At 61.3% G+C, this 18,831-nt stretch carries 16 protein-coding genes; 11 read left to right on the top strand and 5 right to left on the bottom strand.

What is annotated here, in order from left to right; translation table 11 throughout:
* Window positions 1-64: 64 nt before the first annotated feature.
* From PH562_RS23985 to dnaJ, 3 genes are all read left to right on the top strand, one after another.
* Window positions 65-2,485: a transglycosylase domain-containing protein gene (locus PH562_RS23985; protein WP_285176166.1), complete on the top strand. Its 2,421-nt coding sequence runs from the start codon at window positions 65-67 to the stop codon at window positions 2,483-2,485.
* A gap of 396 nt (window positions 2,486-2,881) precedes the next feature.
* Window positions 2,882-4,801 (top strand): molecular chaperone DnaK, encoded by a 1,920-nt coding sequence (dnaK, locus tag PH562_RS23980; protein WP_285176165.1) that lies wholly within the window; start codon window positions 2,882-2,884, stop codon window positions 4,799-4,801.
* Window positions 4,802-4,887: 86 nt separating this feature from the next.
* The gene (gene dnaJ / locus PH562_RS23975) at window positions 4,888-6,033 is read left to right on the top strand and encodes a molecular chaperone DnaJ (RefSeq protein ID WP_069615446.1); all 1,146 of its coding nucleotides are present in this window, start codon (window positions 4,888-4,890) and stop codon (window positions 6,031-6,033) included.
* A gap of 70 nt (window positions 6,034-6,103) precedes the next feature.
* Here dnaJ and PH562_RS23970 read toward each other — a convergent pair whose 3' ends face one another.
* Window positions 6,104-6,907 carry an APH(3'') family aminoglycoside O-phosphotransferase gene (locus tag PH562_RS23970; RefSeq protein ID WP_285176161.1) on the bottom strand — a complete coding sequence of 268 codons (804 nt, stop codon included), beginning with the start codon at window positions 6,905-6,907 and terminating at the stop codon, window positions 6,104-6,106.
* Window positions 6,908-7,089: 182 nt separating this feature from the next.
* Here PH562_RS23970 and recF point away from each other — a divergent pair, with 182 nt between their 5' ends.
* Genes recF through PH562_RS23955 form a run of 3 tightly spaced genes read left to right on the top strand, consistent with a single transcriptional unit; the run spans window position 7,090 to window position 9,500 of the window.
* The gene (gene recF / locus PH562_RS23965) at window positions 7,090-8,217 is read left to right on the top strand and encodes a DNA replication/repair protein RecF (protein WP_285176160.1); all 1,128 of its coding nucleotides are present in this window, start codon (window positions 7,090-7,092) and stop codon (window positions 8,215-8,217) included.
* A 36-nt stretch (window positions 8,218-8,253) separates the two neighbouring features.
* Entirely contained in the window at window positions 8,254-9,024 is a 771-nt protein-coding gene (locus PH562_RS23960; protein ID WP_285176159.1) for a molybdopterin-synthase adenylyltransferase MoeB, read from the top strand.
* Window positions 9,021-9,500 carry a GNAT family N-acetyltransferase gene (locus PH562_RS23955; protein WP_483315376.1) on the top strand — a complete coding sequence of 160 codons (480 nt, stop codon included), beginning with the start codon at window positions 9,021-9,023 and terminating at the stop codon, window positions 9,498-9,500. The genes PH562_RS23960 and PH562_RS23955 overlap by 4 nt, the downstream gene beginning before the upstream one ends.
* Window positions 9,501-9,655: 155 nt before the next feature.
* Here the strand turns inward: PH562_RS23955 and murA are convergent, their stop codons facing one another.
* Both murA and PH562_RS23945 read right to left on the bottom strand, forming a co-directional pair.
* Window positions 9,656-11,002 (bottom strand): UDP-N-acetylglucosamine 1-carboxyvinyltransferase, encoded by a 1,347-nt coding sequence (gene murA / locus PH562_RS23950; RefSeq protein ID WP_285176158.1) that lies wholly within the window; start codon window positions 11,000-11,002, stop codon window positions 9,656-9,658.
* A gap of 141 nt (window positions 11,003-11,143) precedes the next feature.
* Window positions 11,144-12,145 (bottom strand): 2-hydroxyacid dehydrogenase, encoded by a 1,002-nt coding sequence (locus tag PH562_RS23945; protein WP_285176157.1) that lies wholly within the window; start codon window positions 12,143-12,145, stop codon window positions 11,144-11,146.
* 190 nt (window positions 12,146-12,335) lie between these two features.
* Here PH562_RS23945 and PH562_RS23940 point away from each other — a divergent pair, with 190 nt between their 5' ends.
* Together PH562_RS23940 and PH562_RS23935 are read left to right on the top strand one after the other, a co-directional pair.
* Window positions 12,336-12,875 (top strand): SH3 domain-containing protein, encoded by a 540-nt coding sequence (locus tag PH562_RS23940; RefSeq protein WP_113232711.1) that lies wholly within the window; start codon window positions 12,336-12,338, stop codon window positions 12,873-12,875.
* Window positions 12,876-12,980: 105 nt separating this feature from the next.
* The gene (locus PH562_RS23935) at window positions 12,981-13,583 is read left to right on the top strand and encodes a cadmium resistance transporter (RefSeq protein ID WP_285176182.1); all 603 of its coding nucleotides are present in this window, start codon (window positions 12,981-12,983) and stop codon (window positions 13,581-13,583) included.
* Window positions 13,584-13,669: 86 nt separating this feature from the next.
* Here PH562_RS23935 and PH562_RS23930 read toward each other — a convergent pair whose 3' ends face one another.
* Window positions 13,670-14,662, bottom strand: coding sequence for an adenosine kinase (locus PH562_RS23930; protein ID WP_285176155.1), 993 nt, complete (start codon window positions 14,660-14,662; stop codon window positions 13,670-13,672).
* 392 nt (window positions 14,663-15,054) lie between these two features.
* Between PH562_RS23930 and PH562_RS23925 the strand changes: the two genes are divergently transcribed.
* Entirely contained in the window at window positions 15,055-15,999 is a 945-nt protein-coding gene (locus PH562_RS23925; RefSeq protein ID WP_285176154.1) for an AEC family transporter, read from the top strand.
* Between the two features lie 121 nt (window positions 16,000-16,120).
* The gene (locus PH562_RS23920) at window positions 16,121-17,278 is read left to right on the top strand and encodes a patatin-like phospholipase family protein (RefSeq protein WP_285176152.1); all 1,158 of its coding nucleotides are present in this window, start codon (window positions 16,121-16,123) and stop codon (window positions 17,276-17,278) included.
* Window positions 17,279-17,340: 62 nt separating this feature from the next.
* Here PH562_RS23920 and PH562_RS23915 read toward each other — a convergent pair whose 3' ends face one another.
* Complete coding sequence (locus PH562_RS23915; RefSeq protein WP_113232707.1) at window positions 17,341-17,919, bottom strand: c-type cytochrome; 579 nt, start codon at window positions 17,917-17,919, stop codon at window positions 17,341-17,343.
* A 151-nt stretch (window positions 17,920-18,070) separates the two neighbouring features.
* On the opposite strand from PH562_RS23915, the gene PH562_RS23910 reads away from it, so the two are divergent.
* Entirely contained in the window at window positions 18,071-18,823 is a 753-nt protein-coding gene (locus PH562_RS23910) for a 3-deoxy-manno-octulosonate cytidylyltransferase (RefSeq protein WP_113232706.1), read from the top strand.
* Window positions 18,824-18,831: the final 8 nt, after the last annotated feature.

The raw sequence follows: 18,831 nt of genomic DNA, 5'->3' as shown, positions 1-18,831 counted from the left end.
GCTCCCGTAGTCAGCCTGATAGAAGACATGGATTACAAGGGCACCGAGGTACGACCGGCCGGCAATGGCAGATAAGAAGAAATCACGCCAGAGGATAGAACCATCCTTTTCCAGCGGCCGGGAACGCAGCGATGACGGATTCAATGCCGGCGAACGCATCGTCGGCAGCAGGCGTTCGGCCAAGGCATATTCATCTTCTTCCAAGACATACTATGAAGAGCCGGAACCCGACGAAGAAGAGGATGAAGACGACGAGTATGAGCCCGTGGTCGCAAAGCCTCGTCGCACCCGCGCCCGCGGCCGCCGCAAACCTGCGCGCCGTGCACCGCCGCGCCGCGGCTTTTTCGGCTTCATTCGTTCGACGATCTATTGGGGCCTCGTGCTTTGCCTCTGGGCTGGCATCGGCCTTGCCGGTCTTGTCGCCTACTACGGCTCGCGCATGCCGAGTGCCAGCACCTGGTCGATCCCGGAGCGGCCGCCGAATGTGAAGATCAACGATCTCGACGGCAGCCTGATCGCCAATCGCGGCACGACGGGCGGCGAAGCCGTCGCGCTTGGTGACATGTCGCCCTATATCCCGGAAGCCATCATCGCCATCGAGGATCGGCGCTTCTATTCGCATTTCGGCTTCGACCCGATCGGCCTTGCCCGCGCCATGGTGACAAATGTCGTGACGGGCCACGCCGTGCAGGGCGGCTCGACGCTCACGCAACAGCTCGCCAAGAACCTGTTCCTTTCGCCGGACCGCACGCTGGAGCGCAAGGTGCAGGAAGTGCTGCTGGCGCTGTGGCTGGAGCACAAGTACACCAAGGACCAGATCCTGACGATGTACCTGAACCGCGTCTATTTTGGCTCCAACGCCTATGGCGTCGAGGCCGCGTCGCGGCGGTACTTCAATAAATCGGCCAAGGACGTCAATCTCGGCGAGGCCGCCATGCTTGCCGGTCTGGTGAAGGCGCCGTCGCGGCTGTCGCCGGCCCGCGATCCTGCCGCCGCCGAGGCCCGCGCGCAACTAGTGTTGCAGGCCATGCACGACCAGGGCTTCATCAGCGAATCCGACATCAAGACGGCGATGGCGCAGCCGCCGACCCGATCGAAGAGTTATTGGAGCGGCGCCGAGAATTACGTCGCCGACATGGTCATGGACCAGCTCCCGAAGCTGATCGGCGGCGACGTCAAGGAAGACCTGATCGTCGACACCACGCTCGACATGTCGCTCGAAGAAAAGGCCGAGAAGGCGCTGAGCGACGTGCTCGAAAAGGAAGGCAAGAAGCTGAACGCCTCGCAGGCCTCCCTCGTTTCCGTCGATGCAACGGGCGCCATCCGCGCGCTCGTCGGCGGCCGCGACTATGCGCAGAGCCAGTTCAACCGCGCTGTCACCGCCAAGCGCCAGCCTGGCTCCGCCTTCAAGCCGTTCGTCTATACCGCAGCACTTGAGATGGGCCTGACGCCGAATTCGATCCGCAACGACATGCCGGTCAAGATCGGCAACTGGGCGCCGGAGAATTACGAGCAGCGCTACAGCGGCCCTGTGACGCTTGCCACCGCCGTCGCGAAATCGCTGAACACGGTTGCCGCGCAGATCGTCGCCGAGGTCGGGCCGGATCAGGTCATCAAGGTCGCCCGCAGGCTCGGTATCGAATCGGACCTGCAGGCCAATGCCTCGATTGCGCTCGGCACCTCCGAAGTGTCGCTGCTGGAGCTGACCTCCGCCTATGCCACTTTCATGAACGGCGGCTACAAAGTGGCGCCGCATGTCATCACGAGGGTAACGACCGCCTCCGGCAAGGTGCTCTACCAGACCAATACAGGCAATTCGGAGCGCGTGCTGAATCCGGATATCGTCACCAACATGAACGCCATGATGGCCGGCGTCATCGCCAATGGCACCGGCAAGGCCGCGCGCATTCCAGGCTGGCAGGCGGCCGGCAAGTCGGGCACGACGCAATCCTTCCGCGATGCGCTTTTTGTCGGCTTCACGAGCCATCTGACGACAGGCGTCTGGTTCGGCAATGACGACGGCAAGTCGATGCGCAAGGTGACCGGCGGCGGGCTGCCGGCAAAGGCATGGAAGGAATTCATGGTTGCCGCCCATAAGGGCATCACGCCGACGCCAATCTTCGGCGGCGGCCAGATCATCGACAACGGCCTGCCGATGGCGCAGACAGGACCGAACGGCGACCAGCCGACCACCATCGGCAACATCATCTCCGGCGTGGCCGACGGCGGACAGCCGATCCAGCAGCCGACCTTGCAGCAAAGGCCATCGCAGCAGCCGATCCAGCCGCAGATCGTCAATCAGGTCTCGGCCAACGAGGATCCGCAGGACCTGCCGCCGGCAAATCTGGCCGACGATACCAATCCCTACAGCTCCAACCCCTATGACAGCGATATACCGCCTGCCGATGTCGGCGATAGCGGCGCTCCGGTCGCCACCACGCGGCCGCATCGCTCCTCGCTGCTCGACGTCATCCTCGGTCGATAAAATCGCATTTTTGCATCACGGCACTGCGCGCCACATAGGGCGCGTTAAGGTCGCTATCGCGCTTTAGATCTGCTGCATAATTTTATTCCTAAATCGATCCCGATTTAAGGAATTATGCAGTAGACGCTTGCATGGCCGCGGCAAGGCTGCTCTGATACGCGGTCGCGTCAAATCCTGAGGTCCCCGGCGCATATGGGACCATGTGGAATTTGGGCGACAAACCATTTGTTTTGCTGGATTTCAGGCCATTTCCTGCCTTGCAGTCAGTAAAACCGCTACTTATATACGCGGCATCACCGCAGTCATGGCTGCGCAATCCTCAAGACCATCCCGTAAGGGGCTGTCAATGGAATGCCTGACAGGGGTTCCGATAGCTTGCTTCAAGGAGAGAATGACATGGCAAAAGTAATTGGTATCGACCTTGGAACGACAAATTCCTGCGTCGCCGTCATGGACGGTAAGGACGCAAAAGTGATCGAAAATGCCGAAGGCGCCCGGACCACCCCCTCCATGGTTGCCTTCACCGACGATGGTGAACGTCTCGTCGGCCAGCCGGCCAAGCGCCAGGCTGTCACCAACCCCACGAATACCCTCTTCGCTGTCAAGCGCCTCATCGGCCGCCGCTACGAAGATCCGACCGTCGAGAAGGACAAGCACCTTGTTCCCTTCAACATCGTTCGGGGCGACAATGGCGACGCCTGGGTCGAAGCCAACGGCAAGGGCTATTCGCCCGCACAGATTTCCGCAATGATCCTTCAGAAAATGAAGGAAACCGCCGAATCCTATCTTGGTGAAAAGGTCGACAAGGCCGTTATCACCGTTCCCGCATACTTCAACGACGCTCAGCGCCAGGCAACCAAGGATGCCGGCAAGATCGCCGGTCTCGAAGTCCTGCGCATCATCAACGAGCCGACGGCTGCAGCGCTTGCTTACGGCCTCGACAAAAAGGACGGCAAGACCATCGCCGTTTACGACCTTGGCGGCGGCACCTTCGATATCTCGATCCTCGAAATCGGCGACGGCGTCTTCGAAGTGAAGTCGACCAACGGCGATACCTTCCTCGGCGGTGAAGACTTCGACATGCGTCTGGTCGAATATCTGGTGGCTGAGTTCAAGAAGGACAACGGCATCGACCTCAAGGGCGACAAGCTCGCTCTGCAACGCCTGAAGGAAGCCGCCGAAAAGGCCAAGATCGAACTTTCGTCCGCACAGCAGACCGAAATCAACCTGCCTTTCATCACGGCAGACGCCACCGGTCCGAAGCACCTGACGCTGAAGCTGACCCGCGCCAAGCTCGAAAGCCTGGTCGACGATCTCGTTCAGCGCACCATCGCTCCGTGCAAGGCAGCCCTCAAGGATGCCGGCGTCACCGCCGCTGAAATCGACGAAGTCGTTCTCGTCGGCGGTATGAGCCGCATGCCGAAGGTGCAGGAAGTCGTCAAGCAGCTGTTCGGCAAGGAGCCGCACAAGGGCGTCAACCCGGATGAAGTCGTCGCTCTCGGCGCAGCCATCCAGGCCGGCGTTCTGCAGGGCGACGTCAAGGACGTTCTGCTCCTCGACGTGACCCCGCTGTCTCTCGGTATCGAAACGCTGGGCGGCGTCTTCACCCGTCTGATCGAACGCAACACGACGATCCCGACGAAGAAGTCGCAGACCTTCTCGACCGCCGACGACAACCAGTCGGCCGTGACCATCCGCGTTTCGCAGGGCGAGCGCGAAATGGCTGCAGACAACAAGCTGCTCGGCCAGTTCGACCTCGTCGGCCTGCCGCCGGCACCGCGTGGTGTTCCGCAGATCGAAGTCACCTTCGATATCGACGCCAACGGCATCGTCCAGGTTTCGGCCAAGGACAAGGGCACCGGCAAGGAACAGCAGATCCGCATCCAGGCTTCCGGCGGTCTTTCCGACGCCGACATCGAGAAGATGGTCAAGGATGCAGAAGCTCACGCTGCTGAAGACAAGAAGCGCCGCGAAGGTGTCGAAGCCAAGAACCAGGCTGAAAGCCTGATCCACTCCAGCGAGAAGTCGCTGAAGGATTACGGCGACAAGGTCACCGAAACCGATCGCACCGCAATCTCCGACGCGATCGCAGCGCTGAAGGCGGCAACCGAAGCTTCCGAGCCGGATGCCGAAGACATCAAGGCCAAGACCCAGACGCTCATGGAAGTTTCCATGAAGCTCGGCCAGGCGATCTATGAGTCCCAGCAGGCGGAAGCAGCTTCGGGTGATGCCTCGGCAGCAGGCGGCAAGGACGATGTCGTCGATGCCGACTACGAGGAAATCAAGGACGAAGACGACCGCAAGCGGTCTGCATAAGCGCGAATCGAAAGATTCTCGATGAAACTTAGCTCCGGCTGCCTTCGGGCAGCCGGAAATCCATTTCCGGGGTTCTAATCCTTAATATGGCAAAAGCGGATTTTTACGAGACATTGGGCGTCTCCAAGACGGCGGACGAGAAAGAGCTGAAGAGCGCCTTTCGCAAGCTGGCAATGCAATATCATCCGGACAAGAACCCGGACGACAGCAACGCCGAGCGGAAGTTCAAGGAAATCAACGAAGCCTACGAAACGCTCAAGGACCCGCAGAAGCGCGCAGCCTATGACCGCTACGGCCATGCTGCTTTCGAGCATGGCGGCATGGGCGGCGGTGGCGGCTTCGGAGCCGGTTTCGGTGGCGGCGGATTCTCCGATATTTTCGAGGATATTTTCGGCGAGATGATGGGTGGTGGACGCTCGCGCGGGCGTTCATCCGGCGGTCGCGAACGTGGCGCCGATCTTCGCTACAATATGGAAATCTCGCTGGAGGAGGCCTTCAGCGGCAAGACGGCACAGATTCGCGTGCCGACCTCGATCACCTGCGACGTCTGTTCCGGCTCGGGCGCCAAGCCCGGCACGCAGCCGAAGACCTGCGGCACCTGTCAGGGTTCCGGCCGTGTCCGCGCGGCGCAAGGCTTCTTCTCCGTCGAGCGCACCTGCCCGACCTGTCACGGCCGCGGTCAGATCATTCCCGACCCCTGCACCAAGTGTCACGGCCAGGGCCGTGTCACCGAGGAGCGTTCGCTTTCTGTCAATATCCCGTCGGGCATCGAAGACGGCACGCGCATCCGCCTGCAGGGCGAAGGCGAAGCCGGCCTGCGCGGCGGTCCTTCGGGCGACCTCTACATCTTCCTCTCCGTCAAGCCGCATGAGTTCTTCCAGCGGGACGGCGCCGATCTCTATTGCGCCGTGCCGATCTCGATGACCACCGCGGCTCTCGGAGGTACTTTCGATGTCGCGACCCTCGACGGCACGAAATCGCGCGTCACCGTTCCCGAAGGCACGCAAGTCGGCAAGCAGTTCCGCCTGAAGGGCAAGGGCATGCCGGTGCTGCGCTCCAGCCAGGTCGGCGATCTCTATATCCAGATCCAGATCGAGACGCCGCAGAAGCTGACCAAGCGCCAGCGCGAGCTGCTGCAGGAATTTGAGCAGATCTCTTCGAAGGACAACAATCCCGAATCGACGGGCTTCTTCGCCCGCATGAAGGATTTCTTCGATACGTTCAGCGACTGATTGGCGAATCAAAATGTTTCACATGAATCCGGCCGATGATTCGGCCGGATTTTTTATTGAGGTATGCGAATCACTCCCACGTCAGCGGATCGAGCCGGAGATAGAAAGTGAGACGCTCCCGGTCGGGCTCGGCCATCTCCAGAGTTTCGAACAGGATCGAAAAGGCTCGCTTACCCTGTTCAGGCGTCACCCAACTCTCCTCGGCATTGGCAATCATCAGTGAGAGATCGACATAGCGATCCGCCTTCCCTGCCCGGCCGAGATCGATCAGACCAGTGCATTGCAAGCTATGCGGATCGACCATAAAGTTCGGCATGCAGGCATCGCCGTGGCAAAGAACCCGGTCGATCTCCTCCTGAGCGAGCCGCACGGGCAGATCCCGCTCGACGCGATCAAGCAGTTCGCGGGCCGGCCTGTCCCAATCTTCCGGCGGGAGAAAATCCTGGTTCACGGCATCTCGCGAAACCACATCCGCTGCCTTTGCGAACATCAACGAAAGGCTGCGATCAAAGGGGCATCGATCCGCCGGCACTTCGTGAAGAGATTTCAATTGCCGCGCCATCGACGGCCAGGCGTTCAGCAGCGCATCTCCCTTCAGTTCGGCTGCCGGCACGCCAGGAATTGCAGTGATGATCAGGCACGAGCCCTCCTCTACCTCATGCCAGTCAATGATTTCAGGGACAGCCATACCCTTGCCCTGCAGCCAAAGCATCCGATCGCGCTCGCAGGCAAGATCGGCCGACCGGGCTGACGATGCGATTTTCGCGTAGGCGAGACCATCCTCGCGTCGATAGACAAGATCTCCCGATTCGCCCGTCTTTACGCGTGTCCAATTGCCGTGCGTATGCGCGAGAAGTGTCTTTGCAAATTCCAATTGATGCGCCCCTCATCCAAAACTTTCCCGAGTATCGCGATATAGGAAGCGCGGTCGGCGAGTGCCAGAGCCTCATTGCAGCCAACACGCTTTCGTCCAGAAGGGAGAAAAGCCGCAAAAACCTTGCACTTGTGCGGGCTTCGGCATACGCCTCGGCCATCGATTGCGAATCCTAGGGATACATGCCGAACAAGGTTTCCATCTCGCGCCTCAAGCTCACGGACTTCCGCAACTACGCGGCGGCAGCGCTGGCGCTTGACGAGCGGCATGTGGTGCTGACCGGCGACAATGGCGCGGGCAAGACCAATCTCATGGAGGCGGTCTCGCTGCTGTCGCCCGGCCGCGGCCTGCGCCGCGCTGCCTATGCCGATGTTACCCGGGTCAATGCGCCGGGTGGCTTTTCCATCTTCGCCGAGCTCGAGGGGATGGATGGCGGCGTCGAAATCGGTACCGGTATCGATACGACCGACGAATCGGCCGCCCGCCGGCTGCGAATCAACGGCACGCCGGCCAAGACCGTCGACGAGCTGACCGATCATTTGCGCGTTCTCTGGCTGACGCCGGCGATGGATGGCCTTTTTACCGGCGGCTCCTCGGAGCGTCGCCGCTTCCTTGATCGGCTGGTCCTGTCGCTCGATCCCGCCCATGGCCGCCGCGCCAGCGATTTCGAGCGCGCCATGCGCAGCCGCAACAAGCTCTTGTCCGAAAACCGGTTCGATCCTTCCTGGCTCGGCGGCATCGAAGATCAGATGGCGAGCCTCGGCATCGCCATGGCGATCGCGCGGCAGGAAATGCTCGGCCTCCTCTCGCAGCTGATCGCCGAAACGCGCGAGACGACACCGTTCCCCTCGGCGGCGCTGGAGCTTTCCGGCTTCCTTGACGGACAGTTCGACCGGCCGGCCGTCGATCTGGAAGACGCCTATGCCGATATGCTGCGCGAGGGGCGTTACCGCGATGCAGCCGCCGGCCGAACGCTGGACGGACCGCATCGAGCCGACCTTCTCGTACGCCACCGCGAAAAGGACATGGAAGCGGAACGCTGCTCGACGGGCGAGCAAAAAGCCCTTCTTGTCGGCCTCATCCTTGCCCATGCACGCCTTGTCGGCAACCTGACGGGCTATGCGCCGATCCTGCTGCTGGACGAGATCGCTGCGCATCTCGACGAGGGACGGCGGGCAGCCCTTTTTGATCTCATCGACGGCCTCGGCGGCCAGGCTTTCGTGACCGGCACCGACAAATCGATGTTCTCGGCGCTTGGCGACCGCGCGCAATTCTTTACCGTGGCGCATGGCGGCATTACGAAATCCTAGCGCCTCCTTCGTCGCGATTGTGCTAGACTTCAGCGCATGGATCCTTTGACCTCAGACGAAATCGCCCGCTATCACCGCCATATCCTCCTGCCGGAGGTCGGCGGCGCCGGCCAGCAAAAATTGAAGGCGGCGCGTGTGCTTGTCATCGGCGCCGGCGGCCTTGGTGCGCCGGTGCTGCAATATCTCGCCGCTGCCGGCGTGGGCACGCTCGGCATTGCCGATGACGATCGCGTTTCGCTGTCCAATCTGCAGCGGCAGATAATTCACGATACGGGTACGATCGGCGAGATGAAGACGCAGAGTGCGGCAGATGCCATCGCCCGGCTAAACCCGCATGTGCGGGTCATCCGCTTCGAGGAGCGGTTTAGCCTCGACACCGCTGCACGGCACCTTGCCGGTTTCGATCTCGTCATCGACGGCTCCGACAATTTCGACACGCGCTACGCCGCAGCCGACGCGACAGAGGCAGCGCATCTGCCGCTGGTGACCGGCGCAGTCGGCAGATTCGATGGGTCCGTGACGACATTGAAGCCCTATGAAAGCGATGCGGACGGCAATCCCAATCCGCGCTATCGCGATCTCTTTCCCGCCCCACCGCCGGAAGGTCTCATCCCCAGCTGCGCGGAAGCGGGCATCATCGGTGCATTGACAGGCGTCATCGGCACGCTGATGGCAATGGAAGCGATCAAGCTCATCACAGGCATCGGCGAGCCGCTGATCGGCCGCCTGCTGCTTTATGACGGGCTTTCCTCGCGCTTCGAAACCGTGCGCTATCGCCGCAAACGCGCTCGAGTCGCCGCCGAATGAGCGAAATCGCGCTTCGTCGCCTCGATAACGGCTTCGACCGCTGGGATGCGTTGCTGAATCTCATCCTGACATCCTTTGCCTATATGAACGGGCGCATCGATCCGCCCTCCTCGGCGCTGGCGCTGACGCCGGAAACGCTGAAAGCGAAGGCGTTTAGCGAGATCGCTTACGCTGCCCTCAATGGCGAGCAACTGGTCGGCTGCATTTTCTGCCGGCCGGAGGCAGAGAGCCTGTATGTCGGCAAGCTCGCCGTGCTGCCGGCAGCACAGGGTAAAGGTATCGGCAAGCGACTGCTGGGCCTGGCCGAGACAACGGCGCGAGAGCTTGGCCTCAAGGCGTTGCGACTGGAAACGCGGATTGAGCTGGTCGACAACCATGCTACCTTTGCCGCATGGGGCTTTCGCAAGACGGCCGAAAATCGCCATGCCGGCTTCGATCGGACGACATCGATCGAGATGCGCAAGGCGATTGCCTAGTATCCTTTCTCCCGCCGAAATGGCGGGGCCGCAGCATATGGAGCGGACGAGCACCGGAACCTCCTTCTCCCCTCGGGGAGAAGGTGGCCCGAAGGGTCGGATGAGGGGGCTGGGCGACTTGAATTCGTGGATTTTCGTGCTCTTGGCAGACCCCCTCATCCGCCTGTCGGCACCTTCTCCCCGAGGGGAGAAGGAGTGCGCGGCGGGATGCGGGTGATGCGGGCACCCATGGCATTCAACCGCTCCTCGATGCGCTCATAGCCACGCTCGATCTGCTGGGCATTGTTGATGACGCTCGTGCCCTCAGCGCACATGGCCGCGATAAGCATCGCCATGCCGGCGCGAATGTCAGGGCTTTCAAGCTGGGCGGCCCGCAGCTTGGAGGGGCCTGCGACGATGGCGCGATGCGGGTCGCACAGCACGATACGGGCGCCCATGGCGATCAGCTTGTCGACGAAGAACATGCGGCTTTCGAACATTTTCTCGAACATCAGCACGACGCCGTCGCATTGCGAGGCGGTGACAATGGCGATCGACATGGTGTCGGCGGGAAAGGCCGGCCAAGGCTGATCTTCGATCTTCGGAATATGGCCGCCGAAATCGGGCTGGATCTTCATTTCCTGGCCAGAGCGGATGATGAGATCATCGCCGTCGATCTGGCAGCGGATGCCGAGGCGCTCGAAGGTCATCAGCGTGGAACGCAGATGCTCCACGCCAGCGCGGCGGATGGTGATTTCCGAGCCGGTGACGGCGGCAAGGCCGATCAGCGAGCCGACTTCATTGTGATCGGGGCCGATCCGATGTGACGCACCGCCGAGCCGCTGGCCACCGTGGATGGTCATCATATTGGTGCCGACGCCCTCGATTCGGGCACCCATGGCAATCAGGAAGCGGGCGAGATCCTGAACATGCGGCTCGGACGCGCAATTGCGCAGGATCGTCGTCCCCTCGGCGAACACGGCAGCGCAAAGCGCATTTTCGGTCGCTGTCACCGACGGCTCATCGAGAAAGACATCGGCGCCACGCAGCCCATCAGTGCGGAAGCTGTAGACGCTATTGACCTCGATCCTCGCGCCGAGCTGTTCCAGCGCCAGGAAATGCGTATCGACACGCCGACGGCCGATGACGTCGCCGCCGGGCGGCGGCAAGGTGATCTCGCCACAGCGTGCCAGCATCGGTCCGGCAAGCAGGATGGAGGCGCGGATGCGGGCGCAGAGATCGGGATCGAGATTGGCGGGTCTAAGTTCTCGCGCTTCGATTTCGAGCTCATTGCGGCCGAGCCAGCTCACCTTGGCGCCGACGGACTGGATCAGTTCCACCAGTGCCTCGACATCGCGGATGCGCGGAACGTTGCTGAGCTCGACGCGCTGATCGGTCAGAAGCGATGCGGCGATGATCGGCAATGCGGCATTCTTGTTGCCGCTCGGTTCGATCTCGCCCGACAGCTTGAAGCCGCCCTCGACTACATATTGAATCCGCTCGTGCGGCAGCGCCCGCGCCATGATTTCCGCCCTTCCTGATTTGTGTTTGTGGTCACCTCTGGGCCGGCTTTGTGACATGCACATGACCGGCAGAGGGAAGTGAGATCAAATTTGCAGCCGGGTATTCAGCCCCGTTTCAGCGGGCGAATCAGCGTGCTTCCATCATCGAAAGGGCAGCACGCGATTGGGCGGGCGATGGCCGTCGATGAAGGTGCGGATGTTGATGATGACCTTGTCGCCCATGTCGATGCGGCCCTCGAGCGTCGCCGAACTCATATGCGGCAGGATAACCACCTTGCCCTCATTGGCGAGCTTCACCAGCTTCGGATTGACGGCCGGTTCATTCTCGAACACGTCGAGGCCGGCTCCGGCGATCTTGCCTTCGCGCAGGATCTTGATCAGCGCCGTCTCGTCGATGACGTCGCCGCGCGCCGTGTTGACGATGTAGCTCGTCGGCTGCAACAGCGCCAGGCGGCGGGCCGAGATGAGGTGATAGGTAGCCGGCGTCGACGGGCAATTGACCGAAACGATATCGACGCGGGCAAGCATCTGGTCGAGACTGTCCCAATAGGTCGCCTCGAGCTCGTCCTCGGTCGCCGGATTGACGCGCTTGCGATTGTGATAGTGGATTGACAGGCCAAAAGCCTTGGCGCGGCGGGCAACGGCGGTGCCGATCCGCCCCATGCCGACGATGCCGATGCGCTTGCCATGAATGCGGCGGCCGAGCATCCAGGTGGGCGACCATCCGGCCCATTCGCCGGGGTTGTCGGTTAGCACGCGCGCACCTTCCGCCAGCCGTCGCGGCGCGGCGAGAATGAGCGCCATGGTCATGTCGGCGGTGTCTTCGGTCAGCACATTTGGCGTATTGGTGACGGTGATGCCGCGGCGGGCTGCGGCCTCGACATCGATATGATCCGTGCCGTTGGAGAAGCTGGCAATCAGCTTCATTTGCGGGCCGGCTTCTTCGATCACCTCCGCATCGATGCGGTCGGTGACGGTCGGCACCAGCACGTCGACCGAGCGGACGGCCTCCATCAATTCGTCCTTGGTACGCGGGCGATCATCTATGTTGAGCTCGGCATCGAAGAGTTCGCGCATGCGCGTCTCCACCGCGTCAGGCAATTTGCGCGTGACGTAGACCTTCGGTTTTTTCTTCGTCGTCATGGCGAGCGGCGATGCCTTGTTCAGATGTTCTTAACCAAGAAGCAGGATAATTTTCCCGTTCCGGGCATTTCTACCAGACCCGCAGGCGAAGACAAACAAAACTCGCTGACGCGATCCGAGGATTTGCCGCTCACCGGAGCGAAAGGTCGCCGGAATGGCGCCTTTGTCATGACGAACGAACGGAACTCCCATGCGTGGCAATGTCTTGAAGTCCTGCGCCATTTTCGCAATCGGCCTGATGATGGCTGCTGTGTCGGCCGATCTTGCCGCCGCCCAGGCCGCCAAGGGTCCGAGCGGCCTGCCGCTGCCGCGCTTCGTCACCCTGAAGTCGAAGCGGGTCAATCTGCGCATCGGCCCGAGTGCGGATTACGCCGTATCATGGCTCTATCTCAAGCAGGGTCTGCCGGTCGAAATCATCCAGGAATATGATAACTGGCGGCGGGTGCGCGATGCCGACGGCACCGAGGGTTGGGTCAACCAGTCGCTGCTGTCGGGCCAGCGCTCGGCGATTGCCGCTCCCTGGATGAAGGGCAAGGGCAAGGCAGTCTTCGTCAACATGCGCCGCGAATCCCAGCCATCCGCCGCTGTCATCGCCAAGCTTCAGCCCGGCGTGATGATGACCGTCAAGGAATGCACGGGCGATTGGTGCCTCGTCACCGCCGATGGCACCGAGGGATGGGTGGCGCAATCCGAGATCTGGGGCGCTTATCCCGGCGAAGCCTTCAAGTAACGACCGCCCGCCTGGCGCCGAACGCAGCCACGCGACTTTCGCTACGCAATGCTGTATCCGGGCTGTATCCGGGATCGGATAGGGAGATCGGCGATCTTGGGTCACGTGCTAGGCGTTTTCGGCGTTGCCATCGTCATGTTCGCATCGACGAACATAGACGACATATTCGTCCTTCTCGGCTTTTTCGCCGATCGGAAATTCCGCCTGAGGCAGATCGTCATCGGTCAATATCTCGGCATCGGCGCGCTCTATGGCTTCAGCGCCCTCGCCTCGTTTCTGGTTCTCGTCATTCCAGCCACCTATATCGGCCTGCTCGGCCTTGCTCCGATCTACTTTGGCGTCAGGCGATTGTGGGAACTCTGGAACGGCATCGAGACCGGCGAAGATCCTGAAGATCATGCGAAAGCGTCGGCGGGACATGGAAACATTGTGGCGGTCGCGCTGGTGACGATCGCCAATGGCGGTGACAATATCAGCATCTATACGCCGATCTTCGCGACGCGTTCCGCCTATGAGATCCTCGCCATCGGCTGCATCTTCGCAATTCTGACCGCGGCCTGGCTTGGCGCCGCGCACTCGCTCGTCAATCATCCGACCTTGGGTGCGCCAATCCGTCGCCACGGCCACAGGATCGTGCCCTTCGTTCTCATCGCTCTCGGCATCCTCATTTTCTACGAGGCCGGGACCGCGACGCTCTTCTTGCGCTAGGCGATCGCGTCAAAGCAAAGCCGCCCGGCGCTCGGCAGCGGGCGGCTTCCATGATCTGCAGATTAGGAATCTGAAGACGACTTCCGTCAGAGCAGGCCGAATTCCTTTGCCGCTTCCGACAGCGAGCGCATCGGCCGCGGGCCGATCTGCTCGATGACGATGGCCGCAGCGAGGTTGCCGAGCTTGGCGCAATCTTCCAGGTCTCGGCCCTGTGTATAACCGAAGAGGAAGCCGGCGGCGAAAAGATCGCCGGCGCCGGTCGTGTCGACACGTTCCTCGATCGGATGGGCATCGACGACATAGCGCTCGTTTCCGCGCACGATGACGGCGCCGTCCTTGCCCGTCGTCACGGCGGCGATCTTGCAATCCGCCGCGATCAGAGTCAGCGCCTTTTCGAAATCGTCGGTCTCATAGAGCGAGAGGGCTTCGTCGCGATTGGCAAAGACGATGTCGACGGTACCGGAGCGCATGAGATCTAGGAATTCGTCGCGGTAGCGGCCGACGCAAAAGCTGTCGGAGAGCGTCATCGACATTTCCCGACCATTGGCATGGGCGATTCGAGCGCATTCGCGAATAGCTTCCTTGGCCCGCGGAGGATCCCAGAGATAGCCTTCGAAATAGGTCACTTTGGCATCAGCAACAACCTGCTCCTCCACGTCTTCCGGACCGAGCTCGACGCAGGCGCCGAGATAGGTGTTCATGGAACGCTCGCCATCCTCGGTGACGAAGATCATCGAGCGGGCAGTCGGCGGGAAAGTGCCCTTCGCCTTGGTCTCGTAATGCACGCCCTGGGCGCGGATATCGTGGGCGAAAATCTCTCCGAGCTGATCCTCTGCGACCTTGCCGAAATAAGCTGCCCTGCCGCCGAAACTCGCAACACCCGCAGCCGTATTGCCGGCGCTGCCGCCGGAGGCTTCAAGAGCCGGGCCCATGCGCGAATAGAGAAGTTCGGCGCGCTCGGCGTCGATGAGGTTCATCGCGGCTTTGGTGATGTTGTTGTCGATCAGGAACTGATCATTGCAACGGGCGATAATGTCGACGATGGCATTGCCAACGGTCAGTACATCGAAGCGAGTCATCTATAGGAAGGTCCCGGATACTGGTGATAGCCGGTATCCGGTATTATCGGTTTTTGTGAAGTTTGGAAGAAAAATCAGCACCAGCGCGGTGAAGTTAATTGCATTCAGTCATTTGCCTGTCACTTTCTATCTTTAAATGCTTATCAAGCGGCTGGGATGGGAAGCTCGAAAGACTTCCGAGCCAGCCTGGGAAGGAATGATGCCTTCCGCCTCACCGGTACGCGGGCCGACCACGGATGAACTGGCGGCATGTGCACCGGGGGGAGCTCCCCACCGGGGCGAGATCGACAAGAGCGGCCAAGCCAGCTTTTTTTGTTTTGCGGGTTTCCAGCCCCGGGCAAGCTGCTACAAGTTTCGGTTCCAATTTCTCGAATCCAGAGCTTCATACCCGCGTGTCCGAAATCCTCACAGACGTTCTTCCCGTCTTCCTGCTCATTCTCGTCGGCTGGGTCATCGTGCGCACGGGGCTGCTGAAGGCCCAGGTCGGCGAAGCCATGAGCGAGTTCGTCTTCAAGATCGCCGTGCCGCTCTTGCTGTTCCAGACCATCGCCGAGGCGGATTTTCGCGGCGCATCGCCGTTTCGCTTATGGATCGCCTATTTCTCCGGCGTCGCCATCACCTGGACCGCCGGCCATATTGTGGCGACACGCAGGTTCGGCCGGGACGCACGGATCGGCGTGCTTGCCGGCGTCTCGTCCGCCTTCGCCAACACGATCTTCATCGGCCTGCCACTGGTCGGGCGCACGGTCGGGCCTGATGGCGTCATGGCGATGTCGATCCTGATCGCCGTGCATCTGCCGACCATGATGATCGCCGGCACGCTGCTGATGGAACAGGCCGAGCGCAAGGAAAATGCCGGCGCCGGCCGCAGCACCGCCGAACTGCTGCGGCAGGTCGGCAGCAATCTCATGCGCAATCCGCTCGTTATCGACCTTTTCTGCGGCCTCATCGTCCACCTGACCAGCCTTCCCATTCCCGCAACGCTTGGCACGGTCGTCGACAACATTGCCAACATCGCCGGCCCGGCGGCGCTGATCTCGCTCGGCATGGCACTGCGCCAATACGGGATGTCAGGCAATCTCGGCATCACCAGCGTCATTGCCGCCTTCAAGCTTTTTCTGCTGCCGGCCTGCGTGCTGGCTGCCGGACTTCTTCTCGGCCTGAGCCCGGAATGGCGGGCCGCACTCGTCCTCACGGCCGCCGTTCCGACAGGTGTGAACGCCTGGTTGATTGCCAATCGCTTCGGCGTGGGCCACAGTCTCGCGGCCTCGACGATTACCTTGACGACAGCGCTCGGCGCATTCTCGGTGTCGCTCTGGGCCTATCTGCTCGGATGACCGAGGCCGAAAACCGTCGACGGTAACGGTATCTCTCCGCACTTGGAGAGACAGGCAGGAAAATGGTCATATATTTTGCGCATCCCGGCCTTCCCACCCGGAGCGCAGCAAAGGATGGCACATGAATATTGCAGCTCCGCTCACCAATCCCGCGTCAGCCTATGCGCAGAAAGTCTTCGTGCTCCAAGGCGGCGGCGCGCTCGGCTCCTATCAGGCGGGTGCCTTTCAGGCGCTTAGAGAACAGAATATCGAGCCGGACTGGATCGCCGGCATCTCGATTGGCGCGATCAACGCCTCGATCATGGCCGGCAACGTGCCCGGCGAACGGCTCAAGGCGCTGAGCTCCTTTTGGAACAAGGTGACCGTGCATCTCCCCGTCGATCTGCTGATGGAAGATCGGCGCGAGACCAATCCTTTCTACCGCTCGGTCAGCAGCTGGTGGGTTTCGACCTTCGGCGTGCCCGGTTTCTTTTCTCCCTGGCAGATTCCAGCCTGGTTCCAGACGCGCGGCTCGGCGGGCGCGACCAGCGTCTACGATACCGAGCAATTGCGCCAGACGCTGCTCGATCACGTCGATTTCGACCGAATCAACCATGGCCCGGTGCGTTTGAGCCTCGGCGCCGTCAATGTGCGCACCGGCAATTTTGCCTTCTTCGACAACAGGGACATCAAGATCGGGCCTGAGCACGTGATGGCAAGCGGCGCCTTGCCGCCGGGTTTTCCCGCGGTCAAGATCGGCAACGAGCATTACTGGGATGGCGGCCTCGTCTCGAACACGCCACTCAGCTACGTGCTGCGCAACGGTGCCGCGATCGACACGGTTGTCTTTCAGGTCGATCTCTTCAGCGCCGTCGGCCCGCTGCCGCAGGATATCGAGGAAGTCGAGGAGCGGCGCAAGGATATCACCTATTCGAGCCGCACCCGGCTCAACACCGATCTCTTTCTGGAGCGTCACCGCCTGCGGCGCGCCATCTCCGAGCTTTATGCACGCCTTCCCGAAGAGGCCAAGGCCGATCCGGAAATCAAGAAGCTGGAACAGCATTGCTCCGACTACGGTGTGACGATCATACACCTGATCTACCGCAACAAGCAGTTCCGCTCGCATTCGAAGGATTACGAGTTTTCGGCGCTGTCCATGCATGAGCATTGGGAGGCCGGCCTGCGCGATGCCCGCAAGGCGCTGGTCGCCGAGGATTGGCGCATGCCGCCGAGCGCAGAGGATGGATTGAAGGTGTTCGATCTCGATCAGCGGACGCGCTCCCGCCGTCACGCAATCTGAAGGATGCAGCGCGAAAAACCCGGCGCTGGCGGCCGGGTTTTCAATCATGCTTGTGACTTGCGTTAGTTCGTGGCGGCCGGTGCGTTCGGATCCGGCAGCGGCACTTGCGTATCGGCAAGCGTGCGCAGATAGGCGATCACGTTGGCGCGGTCCTCTTCCTTCGGCAGGCCGGCAAAGCCCATCGCTGTACCGGCTACGAATTTCTTCGGAGCGGCCAGGAAGTGATAGAGGTGGTCATACGTCCACTTTTCAGAACCGCCCTTGGAGAAATCCTTCATGCCGGCCGAATAGGCAAAGCCCTCATGCTCGGCGACCGGCCGATCGACAATACCCCAGAGATCCGGGCCAACCTTATTTGGTCCCCCCTTCTCTCCGGAATGACAGGCCTGACACTTCTTGAAGATCGTCTCGCCGACCTTGGCATCAGCCTTCTGCAAGAGCTGAGCGATCGGCGTTTCCGCCTTGGCAGCCGCACCCTTGTCTCCACCTGCAGCCGGTTCTTCGGTCGCGACGATGGCAAAACCGGGCTTTTCCGGCGCCTCTGAATGGAAAATAAATCCTGACGCGAGCGACACGGACTTCAACACGAACAGCGTGGCCAAAAGCGCCCCGACACCCATGTTCACGTAGGATGAATTCATCTGCTATGCTCCCCTCGCCGCCGGCATCCTCCGCCGGCCCATCTTGAATTCGCGCGAAACCTATGTCTTTTGGCTGTTTCTTGCAACTCTGTAAACGGTCTCCACCATGAGACGTTTTGACACTTTTCCCTTGGGAATAGAAGGCCCAACAATGACTGATCCGAATTTAGACAAGACGCTGGTCCTCATTCCCGCGCGCATGGCCTCCACTCGCCTACCGGGCAAGCCGCTGGCTGACATTTGCGGCCTGCCCATGATCGTACAGGTTGCCAAGCGCGCGCGCGAGGCGGCGATCGGTCGCATCGTCGTCGCCGTCGACCATGAGGATACCTATGCCGCAGTCGCCAATGCCGGCTTCGAGGTCGTCATGACGCGCACCGACCATCAATCCGGCTCGGACCGCATCTACGAAGCGCTGCAGGCCGTCGATCCTGAAGGTCGCGCGGAGGTCATCGTCAATGTGCAGGGCGACCTTCCCACAATCGATTCCGAAACCATCCGCGCCTCGCTGCGTCCGCTCGAAAATCCGGCCGTCGACATCGCTACACTGACCGTCGAAATCAAGGACGAGGAAGAAAAGACCGCGCCGAGTGTCGTCAAGGTCGTCGGCTCACCGATCTCGGACAGCCGTCTGCACGCGCTCTATTTTACCCGCACGACCGCACCATATGGCAAAGGGCCGCTCTATCACCATATCGGCCTCTACGCCTACCGCCGCGCCGCCTTGGCGAAATTCGTGAGCCTCGGCCCATCGACGCTGGAGCGGCGCGAATCACTGGAACAGCTGAGGGCGCTGGAGGCCGGCATGCGCATCGATGTCGAGATCGTTGACACGATACCGCTCGGTGTCGATACTCCCGCCGACCTCGAAAAGGCCAGACGTATCCTCTCCGCCGCTTCTTAAGCGACGGC

It is taken from the genome of Rhizobium centroccidentale (assembly GCF_030182565.1).
GTDB lineage: Bacteria > Pseudomonadota > Alphaproteobacteria > Rhizobiales > Rhizobiaceae > Rhizobium.
The sequence above is the reverse complement of the archived record's forward strand: the minus strand, read 5'-3'. Positions and strand labels throughout refer to the sequence as shown.

Bases quoted from the DNA above. Each gene is read 5' to 3' on its own strand.
- dnaJ (WP_069615446.1), top strand. From the start codon at position 4,888: ATGGCAAAAGCGGATTTTTACGAGACATTGGGCGTCTCCAAGACGGCG.
- PH562_RS23945 (WP_285176157.1), bottom strand. From the start codon at position 12,145: ATGACGACGAAGAAAAAACCGAAGGTCTACGTCACGCGCAAATTGCCT.
- dnaK (WP_285176165.1), top strand. From the start codon at position 2,882: ATGGCAAAAGTAATTGGTATCGACCTTGGAACGACAAATTCCTGCGTC.
- PH562_RS23960 (WP_285176159.1), top strand. From the start codon at position 8,254: ATGGATCCTTTGACCTCAGACGAAATCGCCCGCTATCACCGCCATATC.
- PH562_RS23940 (WP_113232711.1), top strand. From the start codon at position 12,336: ATGCGTGGCAATGTCTTGAAGTCCTGCGCCATTTTCGCAATCGGCCTG.
- PH562_RS23910 (WP_113232706.1), top strand. From the start codon at position 18,071: ATGACTGATCCGAATTTAGACAAGACGCTGGTCCTCATTCCCGCGCGC.
- PH562_RS23920 (WP_285176152.1), top strand. From the start codon at position 16,121: ATGAATATTGCAGCTCCGCTCACCAATCCCGCGTCAGCCTATGCGCAG.
- PH562_RS23915 (WP_113232707.1), bottom strand. From the start codon at position 17,919: ATGAATTCATCCTACGTGAACATGGGTGTCGGGGCGCTTTTGGCCACG.
- PH562_RS23955 (WP_483315376.1), top strand. From the start codon at position 9,021: ATGAGCGAAATCGCGCTTCGTCGCCTCGATAACGGCTTCGACCGCTGG.
- recF (WP_285176160.1), top strand. From the start codon at position 7,090: ATGCCGAACAAGGTTTCCATCTCGCGCCTCAAGCTCACGGACTTCCGC.
- PH562_RS23930 (WP_285176155.1), bottom strand. From the start codon at position 14,662: ATGACTCGCTTCGATGTACTGACCGTTGGCAATGCCATCGTCGACATT.
- PH562_RS23985 (WP_285176166.1), top strand. From the start codon at position 65: ATGGCAGATAAGAAGAAATCACGCCAGAGGATAGAACCATCCTTTTCC.
- murA (WP_285176158.1), bottom strand. From the start codon at position 11,002: ATGGCGCGGGCGCTGCCGCACGAGCGGATTCAATATGTAGTCGAGGGC.